The sequence below is a fragment of the Cocleimonas flava genome, assembly GCF_004339015.1.
In the GTDB taxonomy this organism is placed as follows: Bacteria; Pseudomonadota; Gammaproteobacteria; order Thiotrichales; family Thiotrichaceae; genus Cocleimonas; species Cocleimonas flava.
Genome location: NZ_SMFQ01000004.1, coordinates 853,052 through 879,209 on the forward strand (window position 1 = coordinate 853,052; position 26,158 = coordinate 879,209).

Consider the following 26,158-nt stretch of genomic DNA (forward strand, 5'->3'; position numbering starts at 1 on the left):
GCATTTATTATTATGTTGAATTAGTGTTGCATCGAACGACAACGGTGCTTCCCTTGTAGCACTTATAGCACAAACAAATTCACTAACAAAGGTATGAAAAAATCTAATCTTTGATATTGCGACTGCACTATTCAGTAAACTACTGAAACTGTTAAACATTATAAAAGACAAGAAATTGATAAGCGTTGAGACATTAGAAGAGAGCTTCTATCATGAAAGTTGCTCCTTAAGACTCACTAAGACTAAGTGGGGGAAGCATGGTGCAGTGCTGGTTGTAGCATGGGAAACATTTTATAGAGCCACCCCCCCTACTTTGGGGCGGTTTTTCTATATCGCAAAAAAAAGTAAATCAAAAACACGTAGATAATAACGCAGGATTTTTGCTCCTGTTTGGCTTATATCGTAAGGCGCAAAGTCTATCCATGCGCCGAACGATATATTAAACAGTACTATAGTGCTTTACTAACAATCTCAAAAACATCCCCTGATAACCCATCAATCGCCTTAATACGCTCTAACTGCGCACGCATTAACTCAGAACGTCCTGGCTCATATTGTCTCCAGTTCATTAGCGCACGAGCCATTCTTGAGGCAACTTGTGGGTTGAAGGCATCCAGTTCTATTACCCGGTCTGCGTGGAATTCGTAACCTGAACCATCCGCGCTGTGGAAGTTTACTGGGTTGCCATTAGCGAATGCGCCAACCAGTGAACGGACTTTATTCGGGTTTTTCATGTCGAATAATTTATGGTCCATCAATACTTTAACATTGTCTAAGGTATCTGGCAGGCTTGATGTGGCTTGCATTACAAACCATTTATCCATCACCAAAGTGTCGTGTTCCCATTTCGCTTCAAAATCAGCGAAGGCTTGGTCGCGTTCTGGGCATTGCATGTCTGATAAACAACTTAGCGCTGCCAAGGTGTCTGTCATGTTGCCGCCCTCTTTTAATGACTGAGAGAATTGCTGATAGATCAACGCGCCGACGGCAGGATCGTTGAGCTGGCTGATATAAGCCAGACAGGTATTTTTTAGACGTCGCTTGCCGATGCTTACTGCATCTGGTGAATATTCTTCTGCGCTTAGTTGGTTGATTAAATGCCCATAGGTATTTTCTAGTGGAATACGTAAGCTCGATGCGATGGTTTTCAAGATCAGTTCGCGGACTTCGTGAATCGCTTCTGGATCGGCTTTGTGTTCTGTCGATGCCATCGCTTCCGCCAGGTCATTTTCTGATGGTAGCGTTAGTGCTTCTGCTTTCAGCGCATTATCTAAATCATCATCCATCAGGACTTGTTGATAGGCACTGATAACTTCAGGCTCTACTCCGATTGGTTTGCCCATTGCTTTGTCTTCGAGCATTTGCATCATCAGCGTTTTTGCGAGACGTTGACTGGCTTCCCAACGATTAAATTGGTCACTATCGTGTTGCATCAGGAAGATGGTTTCTTCAGTGGTGTAATCGTAGTTTAGCTTTACAGGCGCTGAGAAATCTCTAAGCAATGATGGCAATGGTTTTGCAGTAATGCCTTTAAATCGCACGCTTTGCGTTTGTTTGGTTAGCTGGATGGTTTCGCTCAATAGCTCTTTGCCCGGTTTGATGCTTGAAACATCAATCAAACCGATTTTGATGGGAATCAGGTATGGCTTTTTATCTTCTGCATTGGCTTCTGGCGTGGTGGTGTATGACTGCGTGAGGTTCAAGGTACAGCTATTTTCTTCTTCGTCGTAATCCATGGTTACGTCAACCGTTGGCGTACCGGCTTGATCGTACCAGTTCTGCATTTGGCTTAAATCCATGTCGTTGGCATCGGCCATTGCCGCGAGGAAGTCTTCGGTGGTAACCGCTTGACCATCGTGACGTTCGAAGTATAAATCCATGCCTTTACGGAAACCGTCTTGACCTAGCAGTGTGTTGTAAAGACGAACGATTTCAGCGCCCTTTTCATACACAGTCAGGGTGTAGAAGTTATTGATTTCCATAAACGATGATGGACGAATCGGATGCGCCATTGGGCTTGCATCTTCAGCGAATTGCAGCGTTCTTAAACTACGTACATCTTCGATACGTTTTACCGCACGCGAGTGTAAATCGGCAGTGAATTCCTGATCGCGGAAAACGGTTAACCCTTCTTTAAGGCTTAACTGGAACCAATCGCGACAGGTGACGCGGTTACCTGTCCAGTTGTGGAAGTATTCGTGGCCGATGACTGCTTCGATATTGGTGTAATCATTATCTGTTGCGGTTTCTGGGCTAGCGAAAACCAACTTTGAGTTAAAGACATTCAAGCCTTTGTTTTCCATTGCGCCCATATTGAAATCATCAACGGCAACGACCATGTAGATATCTAGATCGTATTCAAGTCCGAAGCGATCTTCATCCCATTTCATCGCGCGTTTTAGCGATTGCATGGCGTGATCGCATTTGTCGATATTGTGCGCTTCGGTGTAAATTTCTAACTTTACGTCTTTGCCTGATGTGGTGGTGTAACTGTCTGTTACGTGCTCTAAATCACCCGCAACTAATGCGAAAAGATAGGCAGGCTTTTTGAACGGGTCTTCCCAGACTGCAAAGTGTTTACCCTCATCAAGATCTCCTGAATCAATTAGATTGCCGTTAGAAAGCATCACTGGGTATTTTGTTTTATCGGCACGAATCGTGGTGACGAATTTACCCATCACGTCAGGACGATCGAGGAAGTAAGTGATTTTGCGGAACCCTTGCGCTTCACACTGGGTGCAGAAGTTTCCGCTAGACTGATACAAACCTTCAAGAGACTTATTGTCTTGCGGATAAATTTTGGTGACGATTTCCAAGCTAAACTCATCTGCCAGGTTTGACAGAATCAGACTTTCATCTTCTAGCGCATAATCCTTATCCGTCAATTCATAGCCATTTAAGGTAATCGATTGCAGCTCTAACTCGGCGCCAAACAATTCCAGTTCGGTTGCCGTGGCTTCTGCGTTTCGCAGATATTGTACTTTAGAGGTAACAATTGCGTGGTCATCAAACAAATCAAACGCCAGATCGACAGTATCAATCCAGAATGCAGGTTGTTGATAATCTTTGAGGTAAATAGTCTGTGCTTGAGCGTTTTTCATAATATTTTATGGCTTCGTTTAGATGATTAGTTAGGATTATTCGTTAGTCTATTTTGAGGTTAGTTTATTGCTCTGTTTTGATGCGTTTTTTGTTACTCGAGTTTTGATGTTCTATTATTAATCACAACAGTAATTAAAAGAGTAGTTGCTAATGATAGCCCAATTGTAAAAAACCTACAGGGTTTTCACCAGTGGGGATTAGGGTTATCGCGCATTCTATTTTTGCGTCATTTGATAGAAAATGACCTTATCTACTACATGGAGGGTAAAATGAAAAAACCAAGAATAATTTCAAAAAAGACCTTAGTGATGAATAGCGTTGCCACTGTAATAGGCGCTGTAATAGTCACTGCATTTGTCACACCTGCATTTGCAGATGAAGAAGATGCGCCTATGACCGTGCAAATCGCACGCTTGTCATCTGAAGCTGCAACCGCTGCCGCACAAGGCGCCATGCTGGATTGTCGTAAAAGAGGTTTTCAGGCAACCGCTACCGTGGTTGATAAAAACGGAATTGTTCAGGCAGTTGTGCGTGACACCTTGGCACCACCTGTTTCTATCCCGATCAGTAAAGCAAAAGCTTATACCGCAGTGAATTTCAGTGCTGATACCTCAGCCATGGCAGATCGTGCAAATACTGCTGTGGGCATGTTCGATGGCGTATTGATGTCTGCCGGTGGTGCGGTCATTAATATCGGTGGAAAAATCTACGGGGCGATTGGCGTGAGCGGCGCGCCCGGTGGAGATATCGACGAAGCCTGCGCTAAAGCCGGCATCGAAGTAATTGCTGAAGATCTGGAAATGGCCGATTGATGACCTATTAGCAAGCATCTACATAATTAGATGTTTGACACCCCCCTACTTATGGGCACTTTTTTATTATCATTCAAAAAAAGTGCCCGTAAGTAGGGGGGTGTGTTTTAACGTTTCGATTTACAATAAGTCTTCAAAGAACCACGCAGATAATTCATGTCGGCCGCCCAATCCTGATTTTTCATAGATCGCTGAGGCTTGTTTTCTTACCGTCTTTTCGTGCGTATTTCGAGATGCAGAGATTTCTTTAACACTCAAACCTTTGAGCATCAGCAAAGCGACTTCTTGCTCGCTGGGCGACAATCCCCATTCGCTAAATTGCCACTGAATGACTTTCTGGTATTCTTTTTTGCCATCCTGCAAACGTATGTTTGAGCTTTCTAACTGCTTTCTCACATCGGCTAAATTATCTTTCAGCTTGATCTTTTCTTTGGCTTGTACGGCAATGATATAGGCAAAATAGAGTAAACCTGCGAGCGACATAATCACAATGCCAATTTCTACCCAGGCTTGGGCTAATGATTCCCCATCTGAAAAATCAGTAAGCTCCTCAAAGACCTCATAAGCGCTGTAGAGAGCGAAGACAATGAAAAACAGGGTAAGTATGATTTTTTGTATTGATGTCATAGATTGCGCGCATTCTAACAACTAAATACTCTTAAAAATAGAACAAATACGGCATGGGTCATTCGACCCAATTGCCGATTTATGGGGCACTTGCCCATTATCTCCGGCACATAGTTTCAATAAGCTCGGCAAATACTCTTGAGGTTGAAGACGTCAGTTTCACTAACTTCGCTCATCTCAAGATTTCCAACCCAGAGCATTTTTCTATGACATTTAAATTATCACTGTGGAAAGTCACTTTACTGATTTCCTTATATTTAACGTTATTCACTAACTATTCTTTCTGGTCAAAAATATTAAGCCTGCAACCACTGTCAGAATCTCCCGTTATTGGAATTTCCTTCTTTTTGATATTAGTCACCGTGTTTAATATTTTGCTGACTTTATTCAGCTTTAAACCCATTTTTAAACCGATCGTAATCATCATTCTGTTGTGCTCTGCTTCTGCTGCATACTTTATGGATAACTATGCGATCATGATTGATAAAAGCATGATTCGTAATATTTTTGCGACTGATGTGCATGAGGCGACCGATCTATTTAGTTATAAATTAGTGATGACGCTACTGTTACTGGGCGTGGTTCCAGCATGGTTATTGTATAAAACCGAAATCAACTACCAACCCTTCTTCAAAGGTCTGGCTGCTAAAGGCTTAGTCATTCTAATCAGTTCTGCCGTATTGGGCGGCACCTTGTACAGCAATTACAAAGAGCTTTCGTTCTTCGGTAGAAATAACCGTGAAGCGCGTCATCTAATTAATCCGATTAACTATATTGGCTCAATTAAATCGATTGTTGCCAAAGATTTAAGAAAAAGAAATTACAAACTAAAGCCGATTGAAGATGATGCGCAACTGGTACTGAGCGATGTTCATGCTGTGAATGGCATTCCGCGTAAACCTTCGCTAGTTATTCTGGTATTGGGTGAAACCGCTAGAGCGATGAATTTCTCTTTAAATGGTTATCAACGCAACACCAATCCGCTATTAGCGAAACAGGATATTATCAATTTTAGTGACGTGACTTCTTGCGGAACGGCGACCGCGGTATCTGTGCCGTGTATGTTTTCTAAATTTACCCGCGATGAATTTAACTTTGATAAAGGCAGAGAGTACGAGAACTTATTCGATGTGATCTCGCATGCGGGTTACAAAGTTTTATGGAGAGATAATAATACCGGCTGCCAACACAGTTGTGACCGCATTGCATACGAGCACATGCTGGATAAGCTTAATCCTAAATTTTGCGAAACGGGCAACTGCGTGGATGAAGTATTAATTGATGATTTACAACACATTGTGGATGCCAGTAACACCGACACTGCACCCAATGAACAACTCACTAAAGTGAATGCGGTGATTGAAAGCCCGCGAGGTGACCGTGTCATTATTCTGCATAAAAAAGGCAATCACGGCCCTACCTACAGCAAGCGCTATCCAGCAGAATTTGAGAAATTCACGCCAGTGTGTAAAACCAATCAACTGGTTTCATGTTCTCAGGAAGAAATTGTAAACGCTTATGACAATGCGATTCTTTACACGGATTTTTTTCTGGATAAATCAATTAACTTTTTAAAGAAGAATTCAGAACAATTTGATACGGCGATGGTCTATATCTCTGATCATGGCGAATCTTTAGGGGAAAATAATCTGTATTTGCACGGTTTACCCTATATGATCGCGCCAGATTACCAAAAGAAAGTTCCATTTATGCTTTGGTTGTCTAAGGGCTATGAAAAAACACACAGTATCAATAAGGACTGTGTCGCGAGTAAATCTGCAACAGCACTTTCACATGATAATTTATTCAGCTCCATACTCGGGATGCTGTCTATTGAAACAAAGGTTCACGATAAGCAATTAGATATTTTTTCTTCTTGCAAAAGCACTCAAATAGTCAAAAAATAGACCATGGGCATAACTATAAAAACAAAAGAAAATATTATCTTAAAAAATACAGTCAAAAACGCTTGTAACTGCAAGCCAAACAACAAACTGCTTTTATGTTGCTGTTTACTTTTGCCATTTTCAGCGGTATCTCCAGCATTTGCAGATGAAAGCTGTATCGCGTGGACGGATGACTTTAAAAACAAGCCTAATCTTATCGTAGGCAAGGTCGAGATTAATGCGGCAGATGTGTTTGATTTAAACAATCCGAAAGAATCAAAGACGATTCACAGGGTTGCCAATAATCTGCATGTGAGCACTAAACCGGTTGTTATTCGTCGCCAGTTACTGTTTAAAGAAGGCGAAATATTCCAGCCGCGCAAACTATCAGAATCAGAACGTATCGTTCGTAGTAATCGCTATATTCAAGATGCAGATATTATGCCTTCTGAGTTGTGCGGTAATCGCGTCAACATACAGGTAAATACCACGGATAAATGGACGCTGTCACCCGGCGTTTCATTTAGCCAATCTGGCGGCAATAGCAAAACTGGTTTCGAAATACAGGAACATAACCTCTTGGGTTCGGGTAAAGGCCTTGTGGTCGGCTATAAAAGCGATGAAGAGCGTGATGAAACCTTTTTAAGCTATACCAATTCACTCTTTTTAGGCACCCGACAAAAATTATATGCCTCGGTACAAGACAACTCCGATGGCAAAGGACACGAGGTTGATTTATCCCTGCCGTTTTTCGAGCTGGATAGCCGCAAAGCGTGGGGGCTATCGACATCAAGCCTGAGTGAAGAAACCTCCCTTTATGACAAGGGCGACGTGAGCAGTAAAGTCTCGGTAAAAAAATCAGAACATTCGGCTTACTGGGGCTGGTCTGATGGTCTTGAATCTGATGATACTGATACAGATGACTCTGCAAAGAACGAAGTCACCCGTTACAAGGTCGGCTGGAAATACACGGAATCAGATTATAAAGATTACTATTCCCTGACAGAATCTTACCCCTGGTTTGAATACGAACACGACAGTGAAAGCTATACCACTCGTACCAATTTCAAAAGTATGGGCGAAGTGGAAGACATTACCTTGGGAACCAACTACACCCTCGGAGTCGGCTTACTGCGAGAAGAATTTGGTTCTACCGATAATCAACTTAACCTGAATGCGTCTTTTGAAAAAGGTTATGAATTCGAAAACAGTCTGGCGTTTATCAATATGGAAGCCAACTCCTATATCGGTTCTGGTGAGTTAGAAGGAGACAGCCTGAACTTGCAGGCAGAATGGTATTTATTTGACGAGCACGGTAGTGATATTTACTTGTCTGGTACGTTTAAATACCAATCGAATCTACAACCTGACGAGCAACTTTTATTAGGTGGAGATACCGGTTTACGCGCCTACCCTAAAGGTTATGAAAGTGGCGATAAGTCTCTGGTTTTCACCGCAGAAAAACGCTATCACTTTGACTGGTACCCACTCCATTTAGCAAAATTTGGGGCGGCAGTTTTCGCCGATGTTGGCAGCGCCTGGGGTGATGGCAAAGACCTGGATGTGTTAGCCGATGTTGGGGTCGGACTGCGCATGATTCCTACCCGTAGCAGTATTACCAAAGCAATCCACATTGATTTGGCATTTCCTCTGAATGGCGATAGTGATGTCGACGATGTGCAACTGAGCGTCAACACTGAGAATTCATTCTAATTCTAATAAAATATACTCTTTGTTAAGTTGTAAAAAAATTGGTCACCCCCCTACTTTAAGGCTTTTTTTATTTCGTCGTTCGTTATAGATAAATAAAGAAAAAATGAAATGCTGATGTGTTTAATATTATTTAGTACAAATGCCTGAATCCTAGCTACAGTAATAACTAGCAACAGTAATAAAGACACAGTATAAGTTTCTCCCCCGTTTTTACTGTTTTATCAAGACAGCTATGTTTAATTGACCTGGTTGTTTTATTAATAGGAGCATCATTTGAAATATACATACGCTAACTATTACCAGAATCCAAAACAAAGCAACGCCATGCATGAAGTGGCCGATGATTTGTTTCCAACCGGAATCTGTGAAACTGCTTATCAATCAATTACCCAGTGGCCTGATTACAAGCAAACTGACTTAATTGCATTAGATGATTTCGCCAAACAAATGGGCGTAAAAAAGGTTCTGTATAAAGATGAATCAACACGGTTAAATTTAGGCTCATTCAAAGCATTGGGCGGCGCTTATGCCGTGCAGACTGTTTTGGAAGCGCGAGAAAAAACCGGAGATGCGTCTGCACTTACAGTATGTACAGCGACCGATGGTAATCATGGCCGCTCCGTTTCCTGGGGAGCACAGCAAAAGAATATCCCTTGTCATATCTTTATCCATGCGGGAGTCAGTGAAGCCCGCGCAAAAAGCTTAGCGGAATATGGCGCAACGGTGCATCGAGTCAATGGTAATTATGATGATTCTATCGCCGAATGCATCAAAATGGCTGATGCGAATGGTTGGCAAATTGTTTCGGACACATCGTGGGAAGGTTATCGCGAAATACCCACACAAGTGATGGCAGGCTATACCGTATTAGCCGCTGAAGTCATCGAGCAAATAGAGCAGCAAAAAGAGTCGTTAACACATATTATTCTTCAAGCCGGTTGCGGTGGTATGGCAGGCGCGTTAATCGCCTACTTCTGGAAGCACTGGCGCGATAATTTACCTGAAATCATCATCATGGAATCTCGCATGTCTGATTGTGTTTTAGAAAGCATGCAACGCGATCAAATCTATTTAGTGGATATCGTCGATGAAACACTGATGGCGGGCTTATCCTGCGGTGAAGTATCCGAATTGGCCTGGCCGATACTGCGACACGGTGCAAGCCATGTAATCACGGTGAGTGATGAAGGCGTAAAACCCATGATGCGTTATCTGGCAAAATCGGAAGGTGACCGACCGGATATTGTCGGTGGTGAATGTTCGGCTTCGGGTTTGATTACCTTGAAAACCATCATGGATAATCCAGAACTCAAAGAATCTATCCATATCGATGAAAATTCGGTGATTTTCATGCTGGGTACCGAAGGTGCGACGGATCCTGATCTGTACAAGGAAATCATAGGAAACAAGCAATAGGTTAATGCATCGAAATGGATACCTTAAAATACGATTTATTAGCCAAAGAAACTGTTAAACAGCTAGGTTTAATCGTATTGCAGTCGGATGTCACTATTGAAGATGAGTTTCGTTTTTACTTTGCGAATCAAAATATTAGTCTGTTTGTGAATCGTATTCCGTTTGAGAATGAAGTCACTAAAGAATTACTCCAGCAAATGGAAAATCATCTTGGCGATACCATGTCGCAGTTTCCGATTGAAGCTGAATTCGATGCACTGGGTTACGCCTGCACATCTGGTGCCTTACTCATCGGAGCAGACAGAATATCCGAATTAGTTGCTGAGAAGCGCCCCTGTAAAATGGTGACGAATCCATTAACCGCCACACTCTCAGCTTTACAATCGATTAACGCCAAAAAAATAGCTTATCTCGCGCCCTATAGCGAAAGCGTATGTGCTGAAATGATTCAATACTTTGAATCCAATGGTATTCAGGTAATTGCATCTGCTACCTATGATGAAGCAGAAGATCGCTTTGTTGGCCGAATTTCCCCTGCCACCCTTCAACGCGATGCGATTAACTTAGCGAAAAATAATCCAGACATTGATGCCGTTTTTATGGCTTGTACCAATTTAAAGTGCGCGCATATTCTTGCTGAAGTAGAAGCACAAACGGGGATTACGGCTTTATCGAGCAATCAGGTTTTAGCATGGGACTTAGCCAGACATGCAGGACTGGATTTGACCTATAACTCATCTGACAACTTCACATCAAACAAAGGAAATCTGTTCAAATGACACAGACTTTGCATCAGCCAGAACGCGGTTTTGCGAACGAAGAATTCGAACAGCGCTTTGAGCTTGTTCAAAACAAAATGCGTGAGCAACAACTGGCTGCAATTCTGTTGACCACCGAACACGATATTAATTATTACACCGGCTATCTTACCCAATTCTGGCAAAGCCCAACGCGTCCCTGGTATCTGGTTTTACCCAGCGAAGGTTTGCCCATAGCGGTTATTCCAACTATCGGCGTGGAGTGTATGGCAAAGGGATGGATGAGTGATATTCGACACTGGTCATCGCCCCACCCAACAGATGATGGCATTAGCCTACTCACGGAAGCTTTGGTTGAAGCAGTGACGCGTGCCGCATCAAACAGTGGTTTTAAACACATCGGTATTAGTGCGGGAAAAGAGTCGCACATGCGTATGCCGTTATGCGATCTGGATCAGATCAAGGCTAATTTGAAAAAGCATGATAATCGAGTCGACTTTGTAGATGCGACACACATCATGCGTCGTCAGCGGATGGTTAAATCTCCCAAAGAAATCGAGAAACTGCGCTATGTGGCACAAACGGTTTCCTCCGTTTTCGAGCGACTGTTTGAGTTTGTGCACCCCGGAATGAGTGACAGCGAGATATTTCGTGCATTCAAAATTCAATGTCTGACTGAAGGCGTTGATGATGTGGCTTATCTGGTCGGCGGCGCTGATCAAGGTGGCTATAACGATATTATTTCACCTGCAGGCGCGCGTATTCTTCGAGATGGCGATGTTTTGATACTCGATACCGGCTGTACCTTCGATGGCTACTACTGTGATTTCGACCGCAACTATGGTTTCGGCAAAGTAGATAAAAGCGCGCTTGATGCCTATGAGGCTGTCTGGGAAGCAACCGAACAAGGCTTCCTAGCAACGAAACCGGGCAACACGCCAGCCCATTTATTTCACGCAATGAACAATGTCCTGCAAAAAGCAGGTGCTTTGGGAGATTCAGTGGGTCGCTACGGACATGGTTTAGGTTTGCAACTGACTGAGCCACCTTCGAATACTCCCTGGGATAATGAAGTGTTTGAAGTAGGAACGGTGATGACACTCGAACCAGGCATGGAGTTTGCCCCAGGGAAACTCATGGTGCATGAAGAAAATATTGTGATCACAGAAAACGGCGCTGAATATTTAAGTCGTCGGGCGTTGCCGCAACTCCCAATTTATTCTTAGTTTTTATTAATGGCACCCCCCTACTTTAGAGGCTTTTTTTAGAACAAAAAAAAGCCCATGATTTCACTCACGGGCTTTTTGATTGTTTATTCTTGTGTTTAGTAACAAGCACCTGATGGATCAACATTGATTCCGATCAGCTTATTACCACCGCCGCCGAATACGTTTCCACCGTTATACGTTAAGCAACCTTCGCCATCGTATAAGGCCTGCATACGCTGTACGTCACTACCATAGTAGAAAGGGATCCAACGCTTACCAGTTTCATGACGCTTTAGGTCGTTTGGTCCACCAATTGTAGAATTAACGCGAGCCATACTCATGCCCAGTTTAATTTTTGAGAACTTGCTGCCCGGTCTGATTGTTCCTGTGATTTTGCTACCACGAGGTTTTGTCGCTGCAGGTTTTGCTGGCTTAGCCGCCATTTTCTTTTCTGGCTTACTACCAGAAGCTGTAGAACTACTATCTGATCCGCCTGAACACGCAGAAATCAAAACCGCAGTTGCAATGATTAACCCCATTTTACTTATTGTCATTCTTAACTCCCTTGCATATAAAAAATTTTATAGGAAAGGAGTATAGAATTTATCAAATAGTGAATAAAGTTATTTAGCAGATAAATTATTCTTTTCAGAAAAACGAAAGGTACCCCCCTCTCTTCTTTAAGCAAGAATTTCTAATCTCTATCCACTTTCTTCCGTAAGGCTTTGGTTTTACCGCGTTGTGTTTTCTTATCCACACGTTTAATTTGTGAATTTCGACTGGGCTTAGTTGGCCTGCGCGCTTTACGGACTAAGGAGACACTTTTAATCAGTAACTGAAGTCGCTCTAACGCATCTTTGCGATTCTTCTCCTGAGTACGGTGAGTTTGTGCTTTGATAATGATCACGCCATCTTTGCTGATGCGGCTGTCACTCAACGCCAGCAAGCGTTCTTTGTAGAACTCAGGAAGTGATGAGTCGGCAATATCAAAACGTAAATGAATCGCAGATGAAACCTTGTTGACGTTTTGCCCACCCGAACCTTGCGCACGAATTGCTGATATTTCGATTTCATCATCGGGAATGGATACAGCTTGAGAGATAATGAGCATGTTCAGTAAATTTCCATCAATTTGCAGTCAGGTCTAATCAGTCCTAAATTATATTCTAGTGACAACTAAAGCAGATTCATACGCAACATAATCAGCGGGATTGCATGTTGCCCGCTCCTAAGCATTAGATCTGAATTCTGCTTAATGTTGTTAAAACGCGAGTTCAACGTGAAAGTTGCCGTTTTGATTTTATTATCGCCCAAAGTTTCGAGATTTTGACTTACGCCTTCTGCGACCTCAATACTCAGCGATGTTTTTACGGTGTCTTTAAAAATAGCTTTTACTTCAACGTCGCAACCATCCTGACAGCGTATTTCTGCCAATTTATCATTAACATCAAAGCTGAATATTTTGGCTTCGCGGGCAAAATATTCGTAATCAATACCTTCGGGTAAATAGAACCCCTGATACCAGTAATTTTCAGATTTAGGCATACTCACCTTGAGTGCTGGACGATTTTCAACTTGCGTATTTTGAGGGCTTTCCTGTAACCATTGACCAAAAGACCTGACGGTTACTTTTTGCTTATCTCGCTTAACACAATCCGCATCCATCTGATCAGCCAAGCGATAAGGCGCGATATAACGTTCTCCCATCAAAACGAAAGCATCTGGTGTATTTTCTTTGGTTTTACCCAGCACTCGGCTTAAATACACCAGAAATTCCTGAGTTTTATAATCAGGGTGATCAGTCTTGTCCATGCTAGTCGTGATAGACATAAAATTACGACGCATTTGCAAAGTTCGTAACGAAGTAATCAAAAAACGATACGGACCATTTTCAATGGGACCAACATCTGAAATCACATAAGAGCTATCGCCATAGAATTCATTTTCAGTACCCCAGTAACGTCCTTCAATTTTATCTGCAAAATCTTCATTAAAATCCATTCGGCAACTACCATCAGTGAAACTGCTGAATACCATGCCATAGACTTTATCGGTGTAACTCATCCAGCGCTCGATGGCGCCATCTCTATTCCCTAAACCCTTGTCTATCACATAGTGAGCGATGTTTTTTAGCTTTTGATTATAAGCATCAGAACCTTCGCCATAAGTAAACAAGGTACCAATATTGGTGAATGCCAGTTTATTTTTGTGTTTGCCGAATGCCTTGGCATAGAGGTCTATATTAGCGATCGTTCCCTGTTCAAAAGTTTCTGGGGTAAAACCAAAAGACTGCTCGGCCTCCTGACGCTCGGGAGGCGACATCCAGAATTCGCCCCAGCCATTTTTATTGTCGTAGTCTTTGCAGGAATCCGCCGCTTTACCAAATTCCCCATCTGCCAACCCCAGTTGAACACCGATTATTTGCGGGTTTGCAGCATAGCGCTTGGCGAACGCCTGAATAAAGGGGCGTGTGGTATCCAAATAGGCTTTATCCCAAAATATCAGGGACTTGTCTGAGGTTTGCTGCATTTGCTTTAGTGCCCAATCAGGCGCTTCACAAGATGAGTTAACTTCTAATCTGACTAGAGCTCTTTGAGGGGCGATGCTTTTTAATTTTTTTTCGAATGCTGAGAAATCAAACACACCTGGTTGTGGATTCGCCTGATTCCATAACACCATTAAAAAGCGATTTTTAACGGCCTTATTGGTAGATTTCCGTTCTGTGGTTAACCCTGAATACTTTGCTTCACCCGCATAACTTGGAAGCGACCAATCAAAACCTCGCTGTAAGTGGGGGGGTGCCTTTGATTCAAGTTGGGGTAATGCAGTGCTACCCTTCTGGTCTATTTTATTACCAGAAGCTTTGCTCTGGATAGCGCTAACAGCTTGCGTATCTTTTGCAACATCAAGCTTTTGCGAATTATTTTTTGTTGTTGAATTGGTAACTGAACTGGTAGTTGAATTAATAGCTGAATTGGTAGTTGAAAAATCAGATGAATCAGCAGACGCATTGTACTGATCATAAAAATAATCCCCACCCACCACGGCAGCAATAGCAAAGATCACAAAAAGTACGATGTATATAAGAATTTTCATGAATCTATCAACAGCCATTTAGTAACATAACAGTGCAATATTCTATCAGATACTTAATCGACTATTTAATGTATAACATTCACGACTTCTTTAACTGATTTGCGACGAACACACTACCTTTATGAACAACGCTACAGCCTATTTAAATAACATACCTGTGATTGTCGTGATGGGCGTATCCGGTTGCGGTAAGTCCACGATCGGTAAAGCATTATCATCAGAGTTAGGACTGCCTTTTTTAGAAGGCGATGACTTCCACCCACCGGCAAACATAGAAAAAATGTCAAATGCCATTGGCTTAACCGATGACGATCGCTGGCCGTGGCTTGATGCCCTAGGTGCTGCCATTCATGAAAAATGTAATGCCGAAAAGGATAAAAACAAAGTAGTACCCAACGGCGTTATCGTCAGCTGCTCTGCGCTAAAACATAATTATCGCCAACGCCTGTTGAATGCTTCAGGAGAACAAATACTGTTTGTTTATCTCGATGGAAGTTGTGACACCCTGTTATCAAGAATGCAGTCCCGAACAGAGCATTACATGCCTGCCAGCCTGCTGGATAGCCAGTTAGAAACGTTAGAAAAACCGACAAATGATGAGCTGGCAATAACGGTTTCCATAGAACAATCAGTCGATAAAATAGTTGATGAGATACTCGATAAAATCAACCATGAAGCCATCGATTAGCTAAGCAAAAAGCCTATCCGCTTAGTATTTAGTGTATCTGGTGTAATTTGCGTCTATTATTGGTGCGCTCAATTCAACACTAAAGTGTGTTTCAGCAAAAACACAGCATAAAACAGCAGAAACGATGTATGACAAATAAAACCGATCACCCCTTTAAAAGCACAAATATGCCTTTCACAATGAAGGCATTTTTTAGTTTAACCACGTTTGTTTTCAAAATTGTCGGCGCTATTTCACCCACTCTGGCGGGCAAATTAGCCTTACGACTGTTTATGACGCCTCCCAAAGTCATTATTCCTCGGCGCGAAAAACCCATTCGTGAAAGTGCCAAGTTGCACTTCATAAACATCAAAGACCGACAGATTTCTGTGCGTAGCTGGGGAGAAGGCCCAACAATTCTGCTAGCGCATGGCTGGGGCGGTAGAAGTTCTCAGCTAATGGGATTCATCGAACCCTTGGTTGCAGCAGGTTATCGCGTTGTTGGCTTCGAGATCCCGGGTCATGGTGACTCAACGGGCAAACACTCAAACATGCTGGATGGCGCGTCGATAATTGCCGAAGTCATTAAGCAGGAAGGCCCAGTAGAGGCGATTATCGCTCACTCTTTTGGTACCGGCACCACACTATTATCGATAGATAAGTTTGGTGTTAAAACGCCCAAAGTGGTATTGATAAGTACATTCTCTGGCGTAGAATTTATCCTCGAAATCTTTGGCGATCTTTTCTCTTTAAGGCAATCCACTCTGGATGCCATGCAACAAGTCGCATTAAAAAAGTTTGCCCATGAATATCATGTCGGATGGGACTGGAATGAAATTTCTCCACTAGAAACCATCAAAAGTTGCGACAGTGAACTACTATTGATCCATGACGATCAAGATCACGAAGTTCCGATAGAGGAAGTGTTACCGCTGCACAACAGTCAACCACAGGCAAAAAAGCTCATCACGTCTGGATTTGGTCATCGTAAAATTTTACTCAACAAAGAAGTCATCGACACGACTATAGATTTTATTACGCAGTAATTATTCGTTTAAAAATCTACAAAAAAACCAAACCTGCGACAGGAATCCCCTTTCTAATATGCCAAATAGTAAAACAGATCATCCGTTAAAAGTGATGTTTGCGGGGCTATTTAGCCTTATTTTAGCGATGGGTATTTCGCGTTTTTCATACACGCCCTTGTTGCCGGTGATGATCAATGAGACGTATTTGAATGATGCCAGCGGTGGCTGGCTCGCCACCATTAACTATCTGGGTTATATGCTGGGGGCAATTATCGCTGCCTCAATCAGTGACCTGAAACTCAAAGACGTACTTTATCGCGTGGGTTTGATTGTCGCAGTCCTCTCAACTGTAGGCATGGGAGTGACCGACAATTACATCGTCTGGTCAATTATGCGTTTTATTGGTGGTTTGAGTAGTGCGGCGTGCTTACTGGTGGGAACCGGTTTGATTCTTAACTGGATGATCCGCCACGGACACAAGCCCGAACTGGGCATACATTTCGCTGGCATCGGTTTAGGCATAAGCCTTACCGCGATACTCTCGATGATGATGCTGAATAAGCTGGATTGGGCGCAACAGTGGTATGTCTACTCTGCGATTGCAGTAGTTATTGCTATTCCCGCATGGCGCTGGTTGCCAAAGCCGGTGAATCACCATCAGACCACAGCTGGCGGAACTCTACTGGACACGCCACCAGAAAAAAGCTGGATGTTGATTTTATACGTGGCTTATTTTTGTGCCGGTATCGGTTATGTTATCAGCGCTACATTTCTGGTCGCCATTGTCGATCATCAGCCTGAATTGGCTGGCAAAGGTTCGCTAGTCTGGCTAGTCACCGGTATTGCGGCGGCACCGGCGGCTATTTTATGGGATCGGATTGCCCGAAAAGTCGGCGAGTTAAAGGCATTGTTCTGGGCCTATGGCATTAATATTGTTGGTATTATTATTCCGGTTTTTAGTCATAGCTTATCGGGCGTTTTACTCAGCGGTTTTTTCTTTGGATTAACTTTTGTGGGCATAGTGAGTTTACTGCTGACCATGGTTGGCAAGTTTTACCCCACCAAACCTGCTAAACCCATGGGAAAATTAACCTTGAGTTATGGTATCGCGCAAGTAGTTGCACCAGCCATTGCAGGGATGATTGCAGAAACAACAGGTAATTATTCGATGCCGTTGATTTTTGCATCTGTCATTATGGGCTTCGGCATGGCGTTAATTGTTATACTGCAAATCAGAAAAAAACATTAAGACGGTAAGGATAAAGAGTATGAAATACGCATGGGGCTTAATATTTTTAGTGGTTTTAATCTGGTCGGGAATTAACCCCAAAGATACACTCACCTGGTTTCTGGAAGCGTCGCCAGCCATCATTGGCGCGGGCTTAATGCTTTATACCTTCAAGACTTTTCACTTAACATCCATACTGTATTTTTTCATTTTGCTACATTGTATTGTGCTGATGATAGGTGGACATTACACCTATGCTGAAGTCCCATTGTTTGATGGTCTATTTGGCGCCGAACGAAACAATTACGACAAGGTCGGTCATTTCTTTCAGGGCTTTGTACCCGCCCTACTCGCCAGAGAAATATTGATTCGTAAGAATGCGGTTAACGGCAAAGCCTGGTTAAATACCTTCATTGTTTCAGTGACTCTGGCTTTTAGCGCTTTCTATGAGCTCATCGAGTGGTGGGTTGCGGTAGCAAGCGGAGATGATGCAGTGGCCTTTTTAGGTACGCAAGGTTATGAATGGGATACTCAATCAGATATGTTTTTAGCACTGATAGGAGCGATTGTCTGCATACTCGTTTTAAGTAAGGTTCATGACAAGCAATTACAGAATCTGAAGTGATATCTGGTTAATTTGTTAAAAGCCACTTAAAAAAACCTCTATAAGTAGGGGGGTGGCTAATTACTTTTTTGGCGATGATTTAACTTTTGATTTGGGTATGGTTTTTACGGGTTTTTTCAGTACGTTATTGCCTGCTTGATTGTCACTCCCATTATTCTGGTTGATCTGTTTTAATAATTTAGTTTCTTTTCTGGCGCGCATTACATAGCCGCCCAGTGCACCACCAGCCGTGCTAATTGTTAATAAGCCCATGGTCAGTAACTCCGTCAATAGCATCAAAGCACCTGCGCCTATGGTACCGGCAAATGCTGCCCCTACTTTAAAGTTGGCTTTGCTGTGGGTGATTTTGGCTTCTCTGGCAATTTGCTGCTGCGTTTTTTGCACCAACTTGGTTTTAGCGCGTTCTGCGTTCAATTGAATCTTTTCTCTTTCACGAGCGTGCTGAGCTTTCGCCTCATAAACCTCATCTTTACTTTTATGCGATGCGATTGAGTTAAACCAAAAAGCAGTAAAAAAACCGATAACGAATAACGGAATCAACAAGCGTAACCACCCTATTCCCTCTAATTCAGGGGCGAGTAATACCAGCGCAACTGTTGCAATTTGTACCGCAACTATTCCAAAGAAATATTTAAACATTGTAGACTTTATTAATACCTCGAGATTTATTTCGCAGTTATGAATCCATATTCGATATAATAACGTATACAGACTATTTCATGAGAACATGATGTCAGGGTTATACGCGTAATTTTCAATATTTTTCTCAGATTAAGGTCGATAGCAAAGCTATCTGTCACTTATTCATTCAAAAATATGAAATGTTCAGCCCTTACTATTCATTATTGTTTATCCATCATTGTTCTCCTTAAACAGTCTTATTTCTTAACTATTCTCAATACGGAATTGCAATGCAAGCTTCAACTGAAAATACATCAATAGATAATGCGACTGCTCAAAATGAATCAGCTAAAAACGCATCAGCTAATAATAATGAACTAAACGATACAAATACCAACCAACCTTCAAGCAAGGCTGTGAATGTTGATGCCAATGAAATCAAAAAGTTCGAAGACTTAGCACATCGATGGTGGGATAGAGACAGTGAATTCAAACCATTACACGATATTAACCCACTCAGATTAAATTACATTGAGCAGCATGCTGGCGGCTTAAAAGGTAAAAAAGTAATCGATGTCGGTTGTGGCGGCGGCATACTTTCTGAAAGCATGGCACTGCGTGGCGCGGATACTCTTGGAATTGATATGGGACAGGCTCCTCTTTCTGTGGCTGAATTACACGCACTGGAAGCTGGAATCGAGAATATTCAATATCAGAAAATTCCCGTAGAAGAGCTGGCAAAAACGGAAAAAGAACAATTTGATGTTGTCAGTTGTATGGAAATGCTTGAACACGTACCAGACCCTGGTTCAATTATTCAAGCATGCACAGATTTGGTTAAACCGGGAGGAAGTGTTTTCTTTTCTACCATTAACCGTAACCCAAAAGCTTTTGCGTTTGCTATTTTAGGCGCCGAATATGTGTTGAATATGCTACCTAAAGGGACGCATGAATATGCCAAGTTCATACAACCATCAGAGCTTGAGGCATGGGCAAGAAAGTCTGGCTTGCAACTTGAAAACATAAAGGGCATGACGTATAACCCGCTACTTCAAAGCTATAAATTAAATAGCGATGTTAGCGTGAACTACTTGATGTATTTCACCAAACCCAACAATTAAATTTTATTTAAAAACTGTAACTTATGAAACGTATATTATCCACCCTGTTCCTCATGTCTAGCATGCTACTTTCTGCGTGCTCCATGAGCCCTATCGTTAAAGATATTCGCTATGACGAAGTGAGCTATGATGCCGAAAATCGCAAAACAGTGGTTTCAGCAATAGATTCAAGCACTGAGTTTAAAATCCGAATTTTGACTGAAACCATTATGGGATTAGGACCTAACATTGATCCTGAGGAAGCAGGCTTTGTAGCACGTGAGGCAGTTCTTTACCCAAGATATCTAGCGAACCAATACAGATTAATCGCACCACCAAACTCTCATAATGTACTGGTTAACACAGGCCGTAGAGATCGTGGTTTATGCTACCACTGGGCGCGTGATATGAGCGAGCAAATCGTTAAAGGTAGAACTTACAAAACCTTAACCTTGAATCGTGCGGTTGCCAATCAGGGCAGAAAATACGAACATAATGTTTTAACCGTTGCCGCAAAAGGCAAAGGCATTAAAGATGCTTACATTCTTGATGGATGGAGAAACTCAGGCGATTTATTAGTACTACAGACCCGTGAAGATCCAGAATATGACTGGGAAGAATACACACGAAGAGTTTACAGTGCTGTTCCTGACGTGAATAATAAAGAAACGAATTAAATGTTATTACCTGCCATGAAAAATCAATCTACGCTAAAACTGTCTTTATTACTTACTGCTTTACTGTTATTGAGTGCCTGTTCATCAATTCAGTACCAAGGCGTACATGTAAACAAACAAGGTAGAACCGTTGTTAATGCCATTGATGAGTATGACAACAAAAAGATTAAAGAACTAACACAGGCAATTATGGGCTTAGGACCCAATATTGTTGAAAGTGAGGCGCAGTTTGTCGCGAGAGAAGCCGTACTTTACCCAAAAGTATTAGCGAATCGTTATCAGTTGATGAGCCCTCCTCTTTACCACAATGTGCTGGTAAATTATGGTAAACGTCCGCGTGGATTATGTTACCAATGGACGCATGACATGGGCCAACAAATCAATAAGCCAATGAAATCCCTACAGTTCTACCATGCTGTTGCCTTTAGACGTAACTACTGGAGAGAGCACAGTACACTGGTTGTGACAGCCAAAGGCAAAGGCGTTCCTGATGGAATCATTTTAGACCCTTGGAGAAATTCGGGTGATTTATTCTGGTCACACGTAAAAGACGACAAGAAGTATCCATGGGTTCAGTTTACCAACTAGTTTTCACTGCTTAATTCACCCCTGGGATTCGGCACTTATCTTCTTTAACTGACAAACACCAGGGGCAAATTAACGACACAAGAGTTGAAGACGTAGACATGAAAATCACTAAGAACTCTCCTGAGTTATTACTGCTTCTTATCGCTGCAGGTACAGCGATGAGTTTTGCTGTCTGGCAAAACCTGTTGAATAATTTTGCGATTGAACGTGCTGCGTTTACCGGTGTAGAAATTGGCATTTTACAAAGCCTTCGCGAAATCCCCGGTTTTCTTGCGTTTACGATTATCTACGTTCTACTGCTTATTCGCGAACAGCGAATGGCTTATGTCTCGATGGTTTTATTGGGACTAGGAACACTACTCACCGGCTTTTTCCCTTCTGCTATTGGTTTTTATCTCACCACAATTTTAATGTCGATGGGGTTTCATTATCTGGAAACCATTCAAAACTCGCTGACTCTGCAATGGGTGAGCAAGAAAGATGCACCTGAATTTTTAGGCAAAATGATCGCGGCAAAAGCCGCTGCATCGATCCTGGCATTTTCGCTGGTGTGGCTATTATTCGAATTCTTCCATTTTGATTACAAATGGATATACATTGTCGGTGGCGGCGTTTCTTTATTTATCGCCTTTTACAGTTGGAATCATTTCGATGACTTCCCGCAGAAAGTCTACCAAAGTAAAAAACTCATTCTACGTAAACGCTACTGGCTCTATTACGCCTTGCAATTTATGAGTGGTGCTCGCCGTCAAATCTTCGTGGTCTTCGCGGGATTTTTAATGGTAGAAAAGTTTGGATTTAGTGTCGGAGAAATCTCCATACTGTTTCTTATCAACTCCGCTTTTAATATTTTTATGGCGCCCAGAATCGGCAGGCTTATAGGTAAAATCGGTGAGCGAAATTCATTAATCCTTGAATATATTGGTTTGATCGCAGTGTTCTGCGGCTACGCTGTGGTAGAAAATTCAAATATTGCGGTAGGTCTGTATATTCTAGATCACTTATTCTTCGCCATGGCGATTGCACAAAAAACCTATTTCCAGAAGATTGCTAACCCTGCTGATATTGCGTCAACAGCCGGCGTTTCTTTCACCATTAATCACATTGCAGCGGTCGTTATACCGGTGATTTTTGGCGCTTTATGGTTGAGCTCGCCTTCTTTGGTGTTCTACGTAGGGGCTGTTTTTGCGGGAATATCCTTACTCTTAGCCTTTAATGTACCGAGCAATCCAGAAGCAGGAAATGAAACCATTATGGGGCGTATTCCGCATAATGCCTTAGAGACATAATCTTCTCTTTTGACCTGGTTTAGACATAACTTTTTGACATAACTTCTAACTTAGATTGTACTTCATTATTTATAACAGTCACTTATCATCATGCGCATTACTCTGACATTTCACTTTCTGATCTTTATCCTGAGCCTAAGCACACACGCTTTAGCGACTGATGATGATATTGGTAAAAAGCTGTTTCAGGAAAAATGCAGCGAATGCCACCAACAAGATGGCAACAGCAAAGACAAAGAGATTCCCAATATTGCAGGGACTTCGGCTATTTTGACTTTCGACATTATGGATCAGTATAAATCAGGCGATAGAAAATCGAAGCCAATTAAGCTAAAGGACAGCGCTGCAACTGGCGATAAGACAGAAACAAACATGAATGAAATTGCCAAATCGCTGAAGTCAAATGAGATTGAAGCTATTGCCTTTTTTCTGGCCAATCAGAAATCAAAACCTGCATCACAAACATTTGATCAGGAGCTTGCGGCAAAAGGCAAAGCTATCCACATGGATTTCTGCGAGAACTGTCATGTTGACGAAGGCACCGGCAATATTGAAGACGCATCGTTATTAAGAGGCCAATGGAAAAACTATCTTCAAAGCCAGTTTGAAGTGCTTAGCGAAGGTGATCGCTATATGCCTAGACGAATGAAAAAACGTTTTAGAAAATTGTCTGATGACGACAAAAAAGCACTGATTGAATTTTATATCAGCCCTGTTAACTAGACCTATTTACTAGATATATCAATCAGCTAATAGAATTTGGCACCCCCCTACTTATAGGCGTTTTTTTATTTTAATCGGCCAGTCATCGTTCTTACTATTTCTAGAGAACACTTGTCATCATCTCAACGCACAACCACCCCAAAAAACGTATATACATTAAATATACATTGTATGTTATATTGATAGTCAGCTTTATGACTCTGTAAATAAAAAAGGAGGTAATATGAAGTGGCATGCCAGACCTCTGGCTACAATGAGCATCATTCTCTTATCGGTAATTTCACAACCGAGCAACGCCTCTGAGCCTCTTTTAACAGAGCCATCAGCGACAATAAAGATATCACCCGCACTTCATACCGTTTCAATCTCTCAGTCTCAAGGCAAACAATCAGAAAATCTCCCACTACTAAACGTTGATGAAATTCATTTCCAGATACAAGATTGTGAAGATTACCCTTATCACGCTAATGACAATCACAACAACGATCAAGCACAAAACGAAAGTGGCTTCCAATACGCTGTTAACAAAAACTCAGATTCCAATAAACACAATATAGGTAAAACAAAACTTCTGCGGGACATAAAACAGGGTTTAGAAACCGGATTGCAATGTCTTGCTGGCAATAGCCCAGCAGGAAAATTACACCCTTACCATGAAGAACAAGCCTTGCGGTTGATTAAAATATTGAACAGCAAACAGGCCAAAACATTTCGCTGTGTGAAAGATAAAACCTTCGCTTATGCAATCTCTACACTACCCTCCGATAAGCAAGCCCAACTAAAAAAAGACGATATCACCCGCACTATTCGCTATCCCGGTGTGATAGTTGATACCTATCGAATTGGCGGATTTATTTCGGACAAATTCAACGCCGAAACTTATCGTAACTTCTTCAAATTAAACGAAGAACAAATAGCAGAAATATCTAACGGTAAACCCGTGCATCTTGATACGATGCATCGCTACAAAAACCGCAGCTCATTGATGTTTCACGAAATGATCCACTGGCTTGGCCACGAACATTCGAGCATTAATCCGGATGTGACTGACCTATACGATACCTGTTGTTTTGGTGGCAGTGATCACATCACGGATAATATTGCGAATAAAAAATACCAGACCAAGGCGTGTAACATCCTGAAAGACAAAGAGCTCTGGGAAGCTAATTCCTATAAAAAAATGCAACTTTGGCACTTTAAGGAATACGACCAATTGAAAAGAGAAATGCGAAGTAGCTATGACTGAATCTTCAGATACAACAAAGAAAGCCAGAAAACAAAAAAAGAAAAACAAAAAAGACAGCCAACTGGTGATTCGTATTGCGACTGAAGACAGAGATCGCTTTGTGAGTCTCTGCGAAGATATGGATACCAGTGCCGCCAGAGAAATCAGACTGTTTATACGCAAATTTCTAAAAGAGAATGAAGCCTAATTGATGTATTAAGCCACCCCCCCCCTACTTATGAGCACTTTTTAACAACGAGTGATATACAGATAAAATATTTCAGGGTCAAAATTAAAGGAACACCCCTGTTTATATAAAACTTAAACTATTTTATCTTTTTACAGGGGTGCTTTTAGCAATTGCGTTTTAAACGCTAATCTTCTTTAAAAGATTGGTTTTAACTTATTGAAGATTTCTTACGTAATAAGACCGCAGATGCCAACAATAATAAAATAAGCAAGCCTTGTGCCCACTGGCTTAAAGTAGGGATAGGAGCCACATTTGTTGCTGTTGCCGAAAGTAAGTCAATGATAACCGTACCGTCGCCAGATGATACAGCTGCAGTTGCTACGGGATTAGCACCGGTATTATAAGAACCGCCACCACCAGCAACACGCCCGCCATCACCACCGGAGTAGCCGCCACCGCCACCGCCACCATAACCGCCATTACCCGTACCGCCGCCGCCAAACCCACCATGGGCTTGATTCCCGAATGATGGTAAGCTAGCATCACCACCGCTCATGCCATTCGCCCAGGAAGAGCCTCCGAAACCATAAGTAGAGTCATCCGCACCATCTCCATTGAAACCCGCACCGGAGGAGCCCCAGCTTGAAGATACAGCTCCTCCAAGGCCTAAAGCTACAGCCTTTACAGTACAGGCAGAGGTCTCAGAACTTCCGCTGCCTATAATGCCAAATTCGGTGATGGATGCATCACACCCATTTTGACTAACAAAATTTCTCGTACCGCCGCCGCCACCTGCAACCTGAATTGGAGTATCTGAACTATCAACAACAAAACTTCCGCCGCCACCGCCGCCATTAGAACCACTACTTTGTCCGATTCCTTGTTGACCAACAACAACCTGAATAACTGATCCGGCGGTTAATGAATACTCCCCGATTATTTGAGCCCCAAGCCCTCCCACAAAATCAACATCTCCTGAAGCTCCCTGAGCGCCCTGTGTTTCGATACGATAAAGTCCAGTTGCTGGAACAGTCCAGCTTTGTATTCCTGCTGCAACCGTGACTAACCCTTCTAAATCAGTGCCTGTGTACGCCGTGTCACACGCCGCTTGCAAAGGGCCCTCTGGCCCTGTCGCTCCACACGTTGTAAAAGTAAATGCTGACCCTATTGTAGGCACTGCCATTAATATAGCGCCCAGACTGATATTACGAGCCAGTTTTTTAGTTATTAATAATTTCCTTTGCATTCTACGCTTCTCTCTTAAATATAAAGATACATAGGCGTTAAAAGTGTGTTTTTCTTATTTAAAGAAGAATATTTATTTTTTAAATCAAGCTATTCAAATTAAGTATTCTTTATGAGTAATATCACTTGTAACGCCTCCCTCGCGCATCCGAATCTAGCAGATAACAGCATTTAAATCCATAAATTGAACAAACTGCCATATATATACAATATTTCAATCTCTTTTATAGAATTATCTTCCCATCAAACAACAATCGCATTTTAAAAAACCTTTGGTTATAATACCGCGCTGGTAAATCAACCGATTTACCCCTGTCGACGCACCAGGTAAAAA

At 42.2% G+C, this 26,158-nt stretch carries 24 protein-coding genes; 17 read left to right on the plus strand and 7 right to left on the minus strand.

All coding sequences use genetic code 11. The features are described 5' to 3' along the window. Window positions 1-449 precede the first annotated feature (449 nt). Window positions 450-3,101 carry an aminopeptidase N gene (gene pepN / locus EV695_RS15580; RefSeq protein ID WP_131906891.1) on the minus strand — a complete coding sequence of 884 codons (2,652 nt, stop codon included), beginning with the start codon at window positions 3,099-3,101 and terminating at the stop codon, window positions 450-452. Window positions 3,102-3,371: 270 nt separating this feature from the next. Here pepN and EV695_RS15585 point away from each other — a divergent pair, with 270 nt between their 5' ends. Further along, the gene (locus tag EV695_RS15585) at window positions 3,372-3,914 is read left to right on the plus strand and encodes a GlcG/HbpS family heme-binding protein (protein ID WP_207907112.1); all 543 of its coding nucleotides are present in this window, start codon (window positions 3,372-3,374) and stop codon (window positions 3,912-3,914) included. A gap of 120 nt (window positions 3,915-4,034) precedes the next feature. Here EV695_RS15585 and EV695_RS15590 read toward each other — a convergent pair whose 3' ends face one another. Next, the gene (locus EV695_RS15590) at window positions 4,035-4,541 is read right to left on the minus strand and encodes a helix-turn-helix transcriptional regulator (protein WP_131906892.1); all 507 of its coding nucleotides are present in this window, start codon (window positions 4,539-4,541) and stop codon (window positions 4,035-4,037) included. A 206-nt stretch (window positions 4,542-4,747) separates the two neighbouring features. Between EV695_RS15590 and EV695_RS15595 the strand changes: the two genes are divergently transcribed. The 5 genes from EV695_RS15595 to EV695_RS15615 all read left to right on the plus strand — a co-directional run bounded on the left by EV695_RS15595 (window position 4,748) and on the right by EV695_RS15615 (window position 11,540). Beyond that, a complete protein-coding gene (locus tag EV695_RS15595) occupies window positions 4,748-6,448 on the plus strand; it encodes a phosphoethanolamine transferase (protein ID WP_165874732.1) in 1,701 nt (566 codons plus the stop codon). A gap of 111 nt (window positions 6,449-6,559) precedes the next feature. Further along, window positions 6,560-8,140, plus strand: coding sequence for a BamA/TamA family outer membrane protein (locus tag EV695_RS15600; RefSeq protein ID WP_131906894.1), 1,581 nt, complete (start codon window positions 6,560-6,562; stop codon window positions 8,138-8,140). Between the two features lie 273 nt (window positions 8,141-8,413). Beyond that, window positions 8,414-9,556 (plus strand): diaminopropionate ammonia-lyase, encoded by a 1,143-nt coding sequence (locus EV695_RS15605; RefSeq protein ID WP_131906895.1) that lies wholly within the window; start codon window positions 8,414-8,416, stop codon window positions 9,554-9,556. A 14-nt stretch (window positions 9,557-9,570) separates the two neighbouring features. Beyond that, window positions 9,571-10,335, plus strand: a complete 765-nt coding sequence (locus EV695_RS15610; protein WP_131906896.1) for a maleate cis-trans isomerase family protein — start codon at window positions 9,571-9,573, stop codon at window positions 10,333-10,335. Next, on the plus strand, window positions 10,332-11,540 hold the full coding sequence (locus tag EV695_RS15615) for a M24 family metallopeptidase (protein WP_131906897.1): 1,209 nt from the start codon (window positions 10,332-10,334) through the stop codon (window positions 11,538-11,540). Before EV695_RS15610 ends, EV695_RS15615 begins: the two co-directional genes overlap by 4 nt. Before the next feature lie 98 nt (window positions 11,541-11,638). Here the strand turns inward: EV695_RS15615 and EV695_RS15620 are convergent, their stop codons facing one another. From EV695_RS15620 to EV695_RS15630, 3 genes are all read right to left on the minus strand, one after another. Then, complete coding sequence (locus tag EV695_RS15620) at window positions 11,639-12,076, minus strand: hypothetical protein (RefSeq protein WP_131906898.1); 438 nt, start codon at window positions 12,074-12,076, stop codon at window positions 11,639-11,641. Between the two features lie 140 nt (window positions 12,077-12,216). Next, window positions 12,217-12,633, minus strand: a complete 417-nt coding sequence (gene arfB / locus EV695_RS15625; RefSeq protein WP_131906899.1) for an alternative ribosome rescue aminoacyl-tRNA hydrolase ArfB — start codon at window positions 12,631-12,633, stop codon at window positions 12,217-12,219. A 65-nt stretch (window positions 12,634-12,698) separates the two neighbouring features. Further along, a complete protein-coding gene (locus EV695_RS15630; protein ID WP_131906900.1) occupies window positions 12,699-14,618 on the minus strand; it encodes a hypothetical protein in 1,920 nt (639 codons plus the stop codon). A gap of 121 nt (window positions 14,619-14,739) precedes the next feature. Here EV695_RS15630 and EV695_RS15635 point away from each other — a divergent pair, with 121 nt between their 5' ends. The 4 genes from EV695_RS15635 (at window position 14,740) to EV695_RS15650 (ending at window position 18,166) form a co-directional block, all read left to right on the plus strand. Further along, complete coding sequence (locus tag EV695_RS15635; protein ID WP_207907113.1) at window positions 14,740-15,306, plus strand: gluconokinase; 567 nt, start codon at window positions 14,740-14,742, stop codon at window positions 15,304-15,306. A 128-nt stretch (window positions 15,307-15,434) separates the two neighbouring features. Further along, window positions 15,435-16,331: an alpha/beta hydrolase gene (locus EV695_RS15640; protein ID WP_131906901.1), complete on the plus strand. Its 897-nt coding sequence runs from the start codon at window positions 15,435-15,437 to the stop codon at window positions 16,329-16,331. Window positions 16,332-16,389: 58 nt separating this feature from the next. Then, the gene (locus EV695_RS15645; RefSeq protein ID WP_131906902.1) at window positions 16,390-17,562 is read left to right on the plus strand and encodes a YbfB/YjiJ family MFS transporter; all 1,173 of its coding nucleotides are present in this window, start codon (window positions 16,390-16,392) and stop codon (window positions 17,560-17,562) included. Window positions 17,563-17,581: 19 nt separating this feature from the next. After that, window positions 17,582-18,166, plus strand: coding sequence for a DUF2238 domain-containing protein (locus tag EV695_RS15650; RefSeq protein WP_131906903.1), 585 nt, complete (start codon window positions 17,582-17,584; stop codon window positions 18,164-18,166). Between the two features lie 60 nt (window positions 18,167-18,226). On the opposite strand, the gene EV695_RS15655 is transcribed toward EV695_RS15650, so the two are convergent. Beyond that, window positions 18,227-18,805, minus strand: a complete 579-nt coding sequence (locus EV695_RS15655; protein WP_131906904.1) for a hypothetical protein — start codon at window positions 18,803-18,805, stop codon at window positions 18,227-18,229. A gap of 272 nt (window positions 18,806-19,077) precedes the next feature. Between EV695_RS15655 and ubiG the strand changes: the two genes are divergently transcribed. From ubiG to EV695_RS15690, 7 genes are all read left to right on the plus strand, one after another. Continuing rightward, on the plus strand, window positions 19,078-19,908 hold the full coding sequence (gene ubiG, locus EV695_RS15660) for a bifunctional 2-polyprenyl-6-hydroxyphenol methylase/3-demethylubiquinol 3-O-methyltransferase UbiG (RefSeq protein WP_131906905.1): 831 nt from the start codon (window positions 19,078-19,080) through the stop codon (window positions 19,906-19,908). A gap of 23 nt (window positions 19,909-19,931) precedes the next feature. Continuing rightward, window positions 19,932-20,564 (plus strand): hypothetical protein, encoded by a 633-nt coding sequence (locus EV695_RS15665; RefSeq protein ID WP_131906906.1) that lies wholly within the window; start codon window positions 19,932-19,934, stop codon window positions 20,562-20,564. After that, window positions 20,565-21,152, plus strand: a complete 588-nt coding sequence (locus EV695_RS15670; protein WP_243651665.1) for a hypothetical protein — start codon at window positions 20,565-20,567, stop codon at window positions 21,150-21,152. It begins immediately after the preceding gene. Window positions 21,153-21,250: 98 nt separating this feature from the next. After that, window positions 21,251-22,441: an MFS transporter gene (locus EV695_RS15675; RefSeq protein ID WP_131906907.1), complete on the plus strand. Its 1,191-nt coding sequence runs from the start codon at window positions 21,251-21,253 to the stop codon at window positions 22,439-22,441. Window positions 22,442-22,531: 90 nt separating this feature from the next. Beyond that, window positions 22,532-23,164 (plus strand): c-type cytochrome, encoded by a 633-nt coding sequence (locus EV695_RS15680; protein ID WP_131906908.1) that lies wholly within the window; start codon window positions 22,532-22,534, stop codon window positions 23,162-23,164. A gap of 223 nt (window positions 23,165-23,387) precedes the next feature. After that, complete coding sequence (locus tag EV695_RS15685) at window positions 23,388-24,410, plus strand: hypothetical protein (protein ID WP_131906909.1); 1,023 nt, start codon at window positions 23,388-23,390, stop codon at window positions 24,408-24,410. Continuing rightward, on the plus strand, window positions 24,403-24,597 hold the full coding sequence (locus tag EV695_RS15690; RefSeq protein ID WP_131906910.1) for a hypothetical protein: 195 nt from the start codon (window positions 24,403-24,405) through the stop codon (window positions 24,595-24,597). Before EV695_RS15685 ends, EV695_RS15690 begins: the two co-directional genes overlap by 8 nt. Before the next feature lie 190 nt (window positions 24,598-24,787). On the opposite strand, the gene EV695_RS15695 is transcribed toward EV695_RS15690, so the two are convergent. Then, window positions 24,788-25,825 (minus strand): glycine-rich protein, encoded by a 1,038-nt coding sequence (locus tag EV695_RS15695; RefSeq protein WP_131906911.1) that lies wholly within the window; start codon window positions 25,823-25,825, stop codon window positions 24,788-24,790. Window positions 25,826-26,158 lie beyond the last annotated feature (333 nt).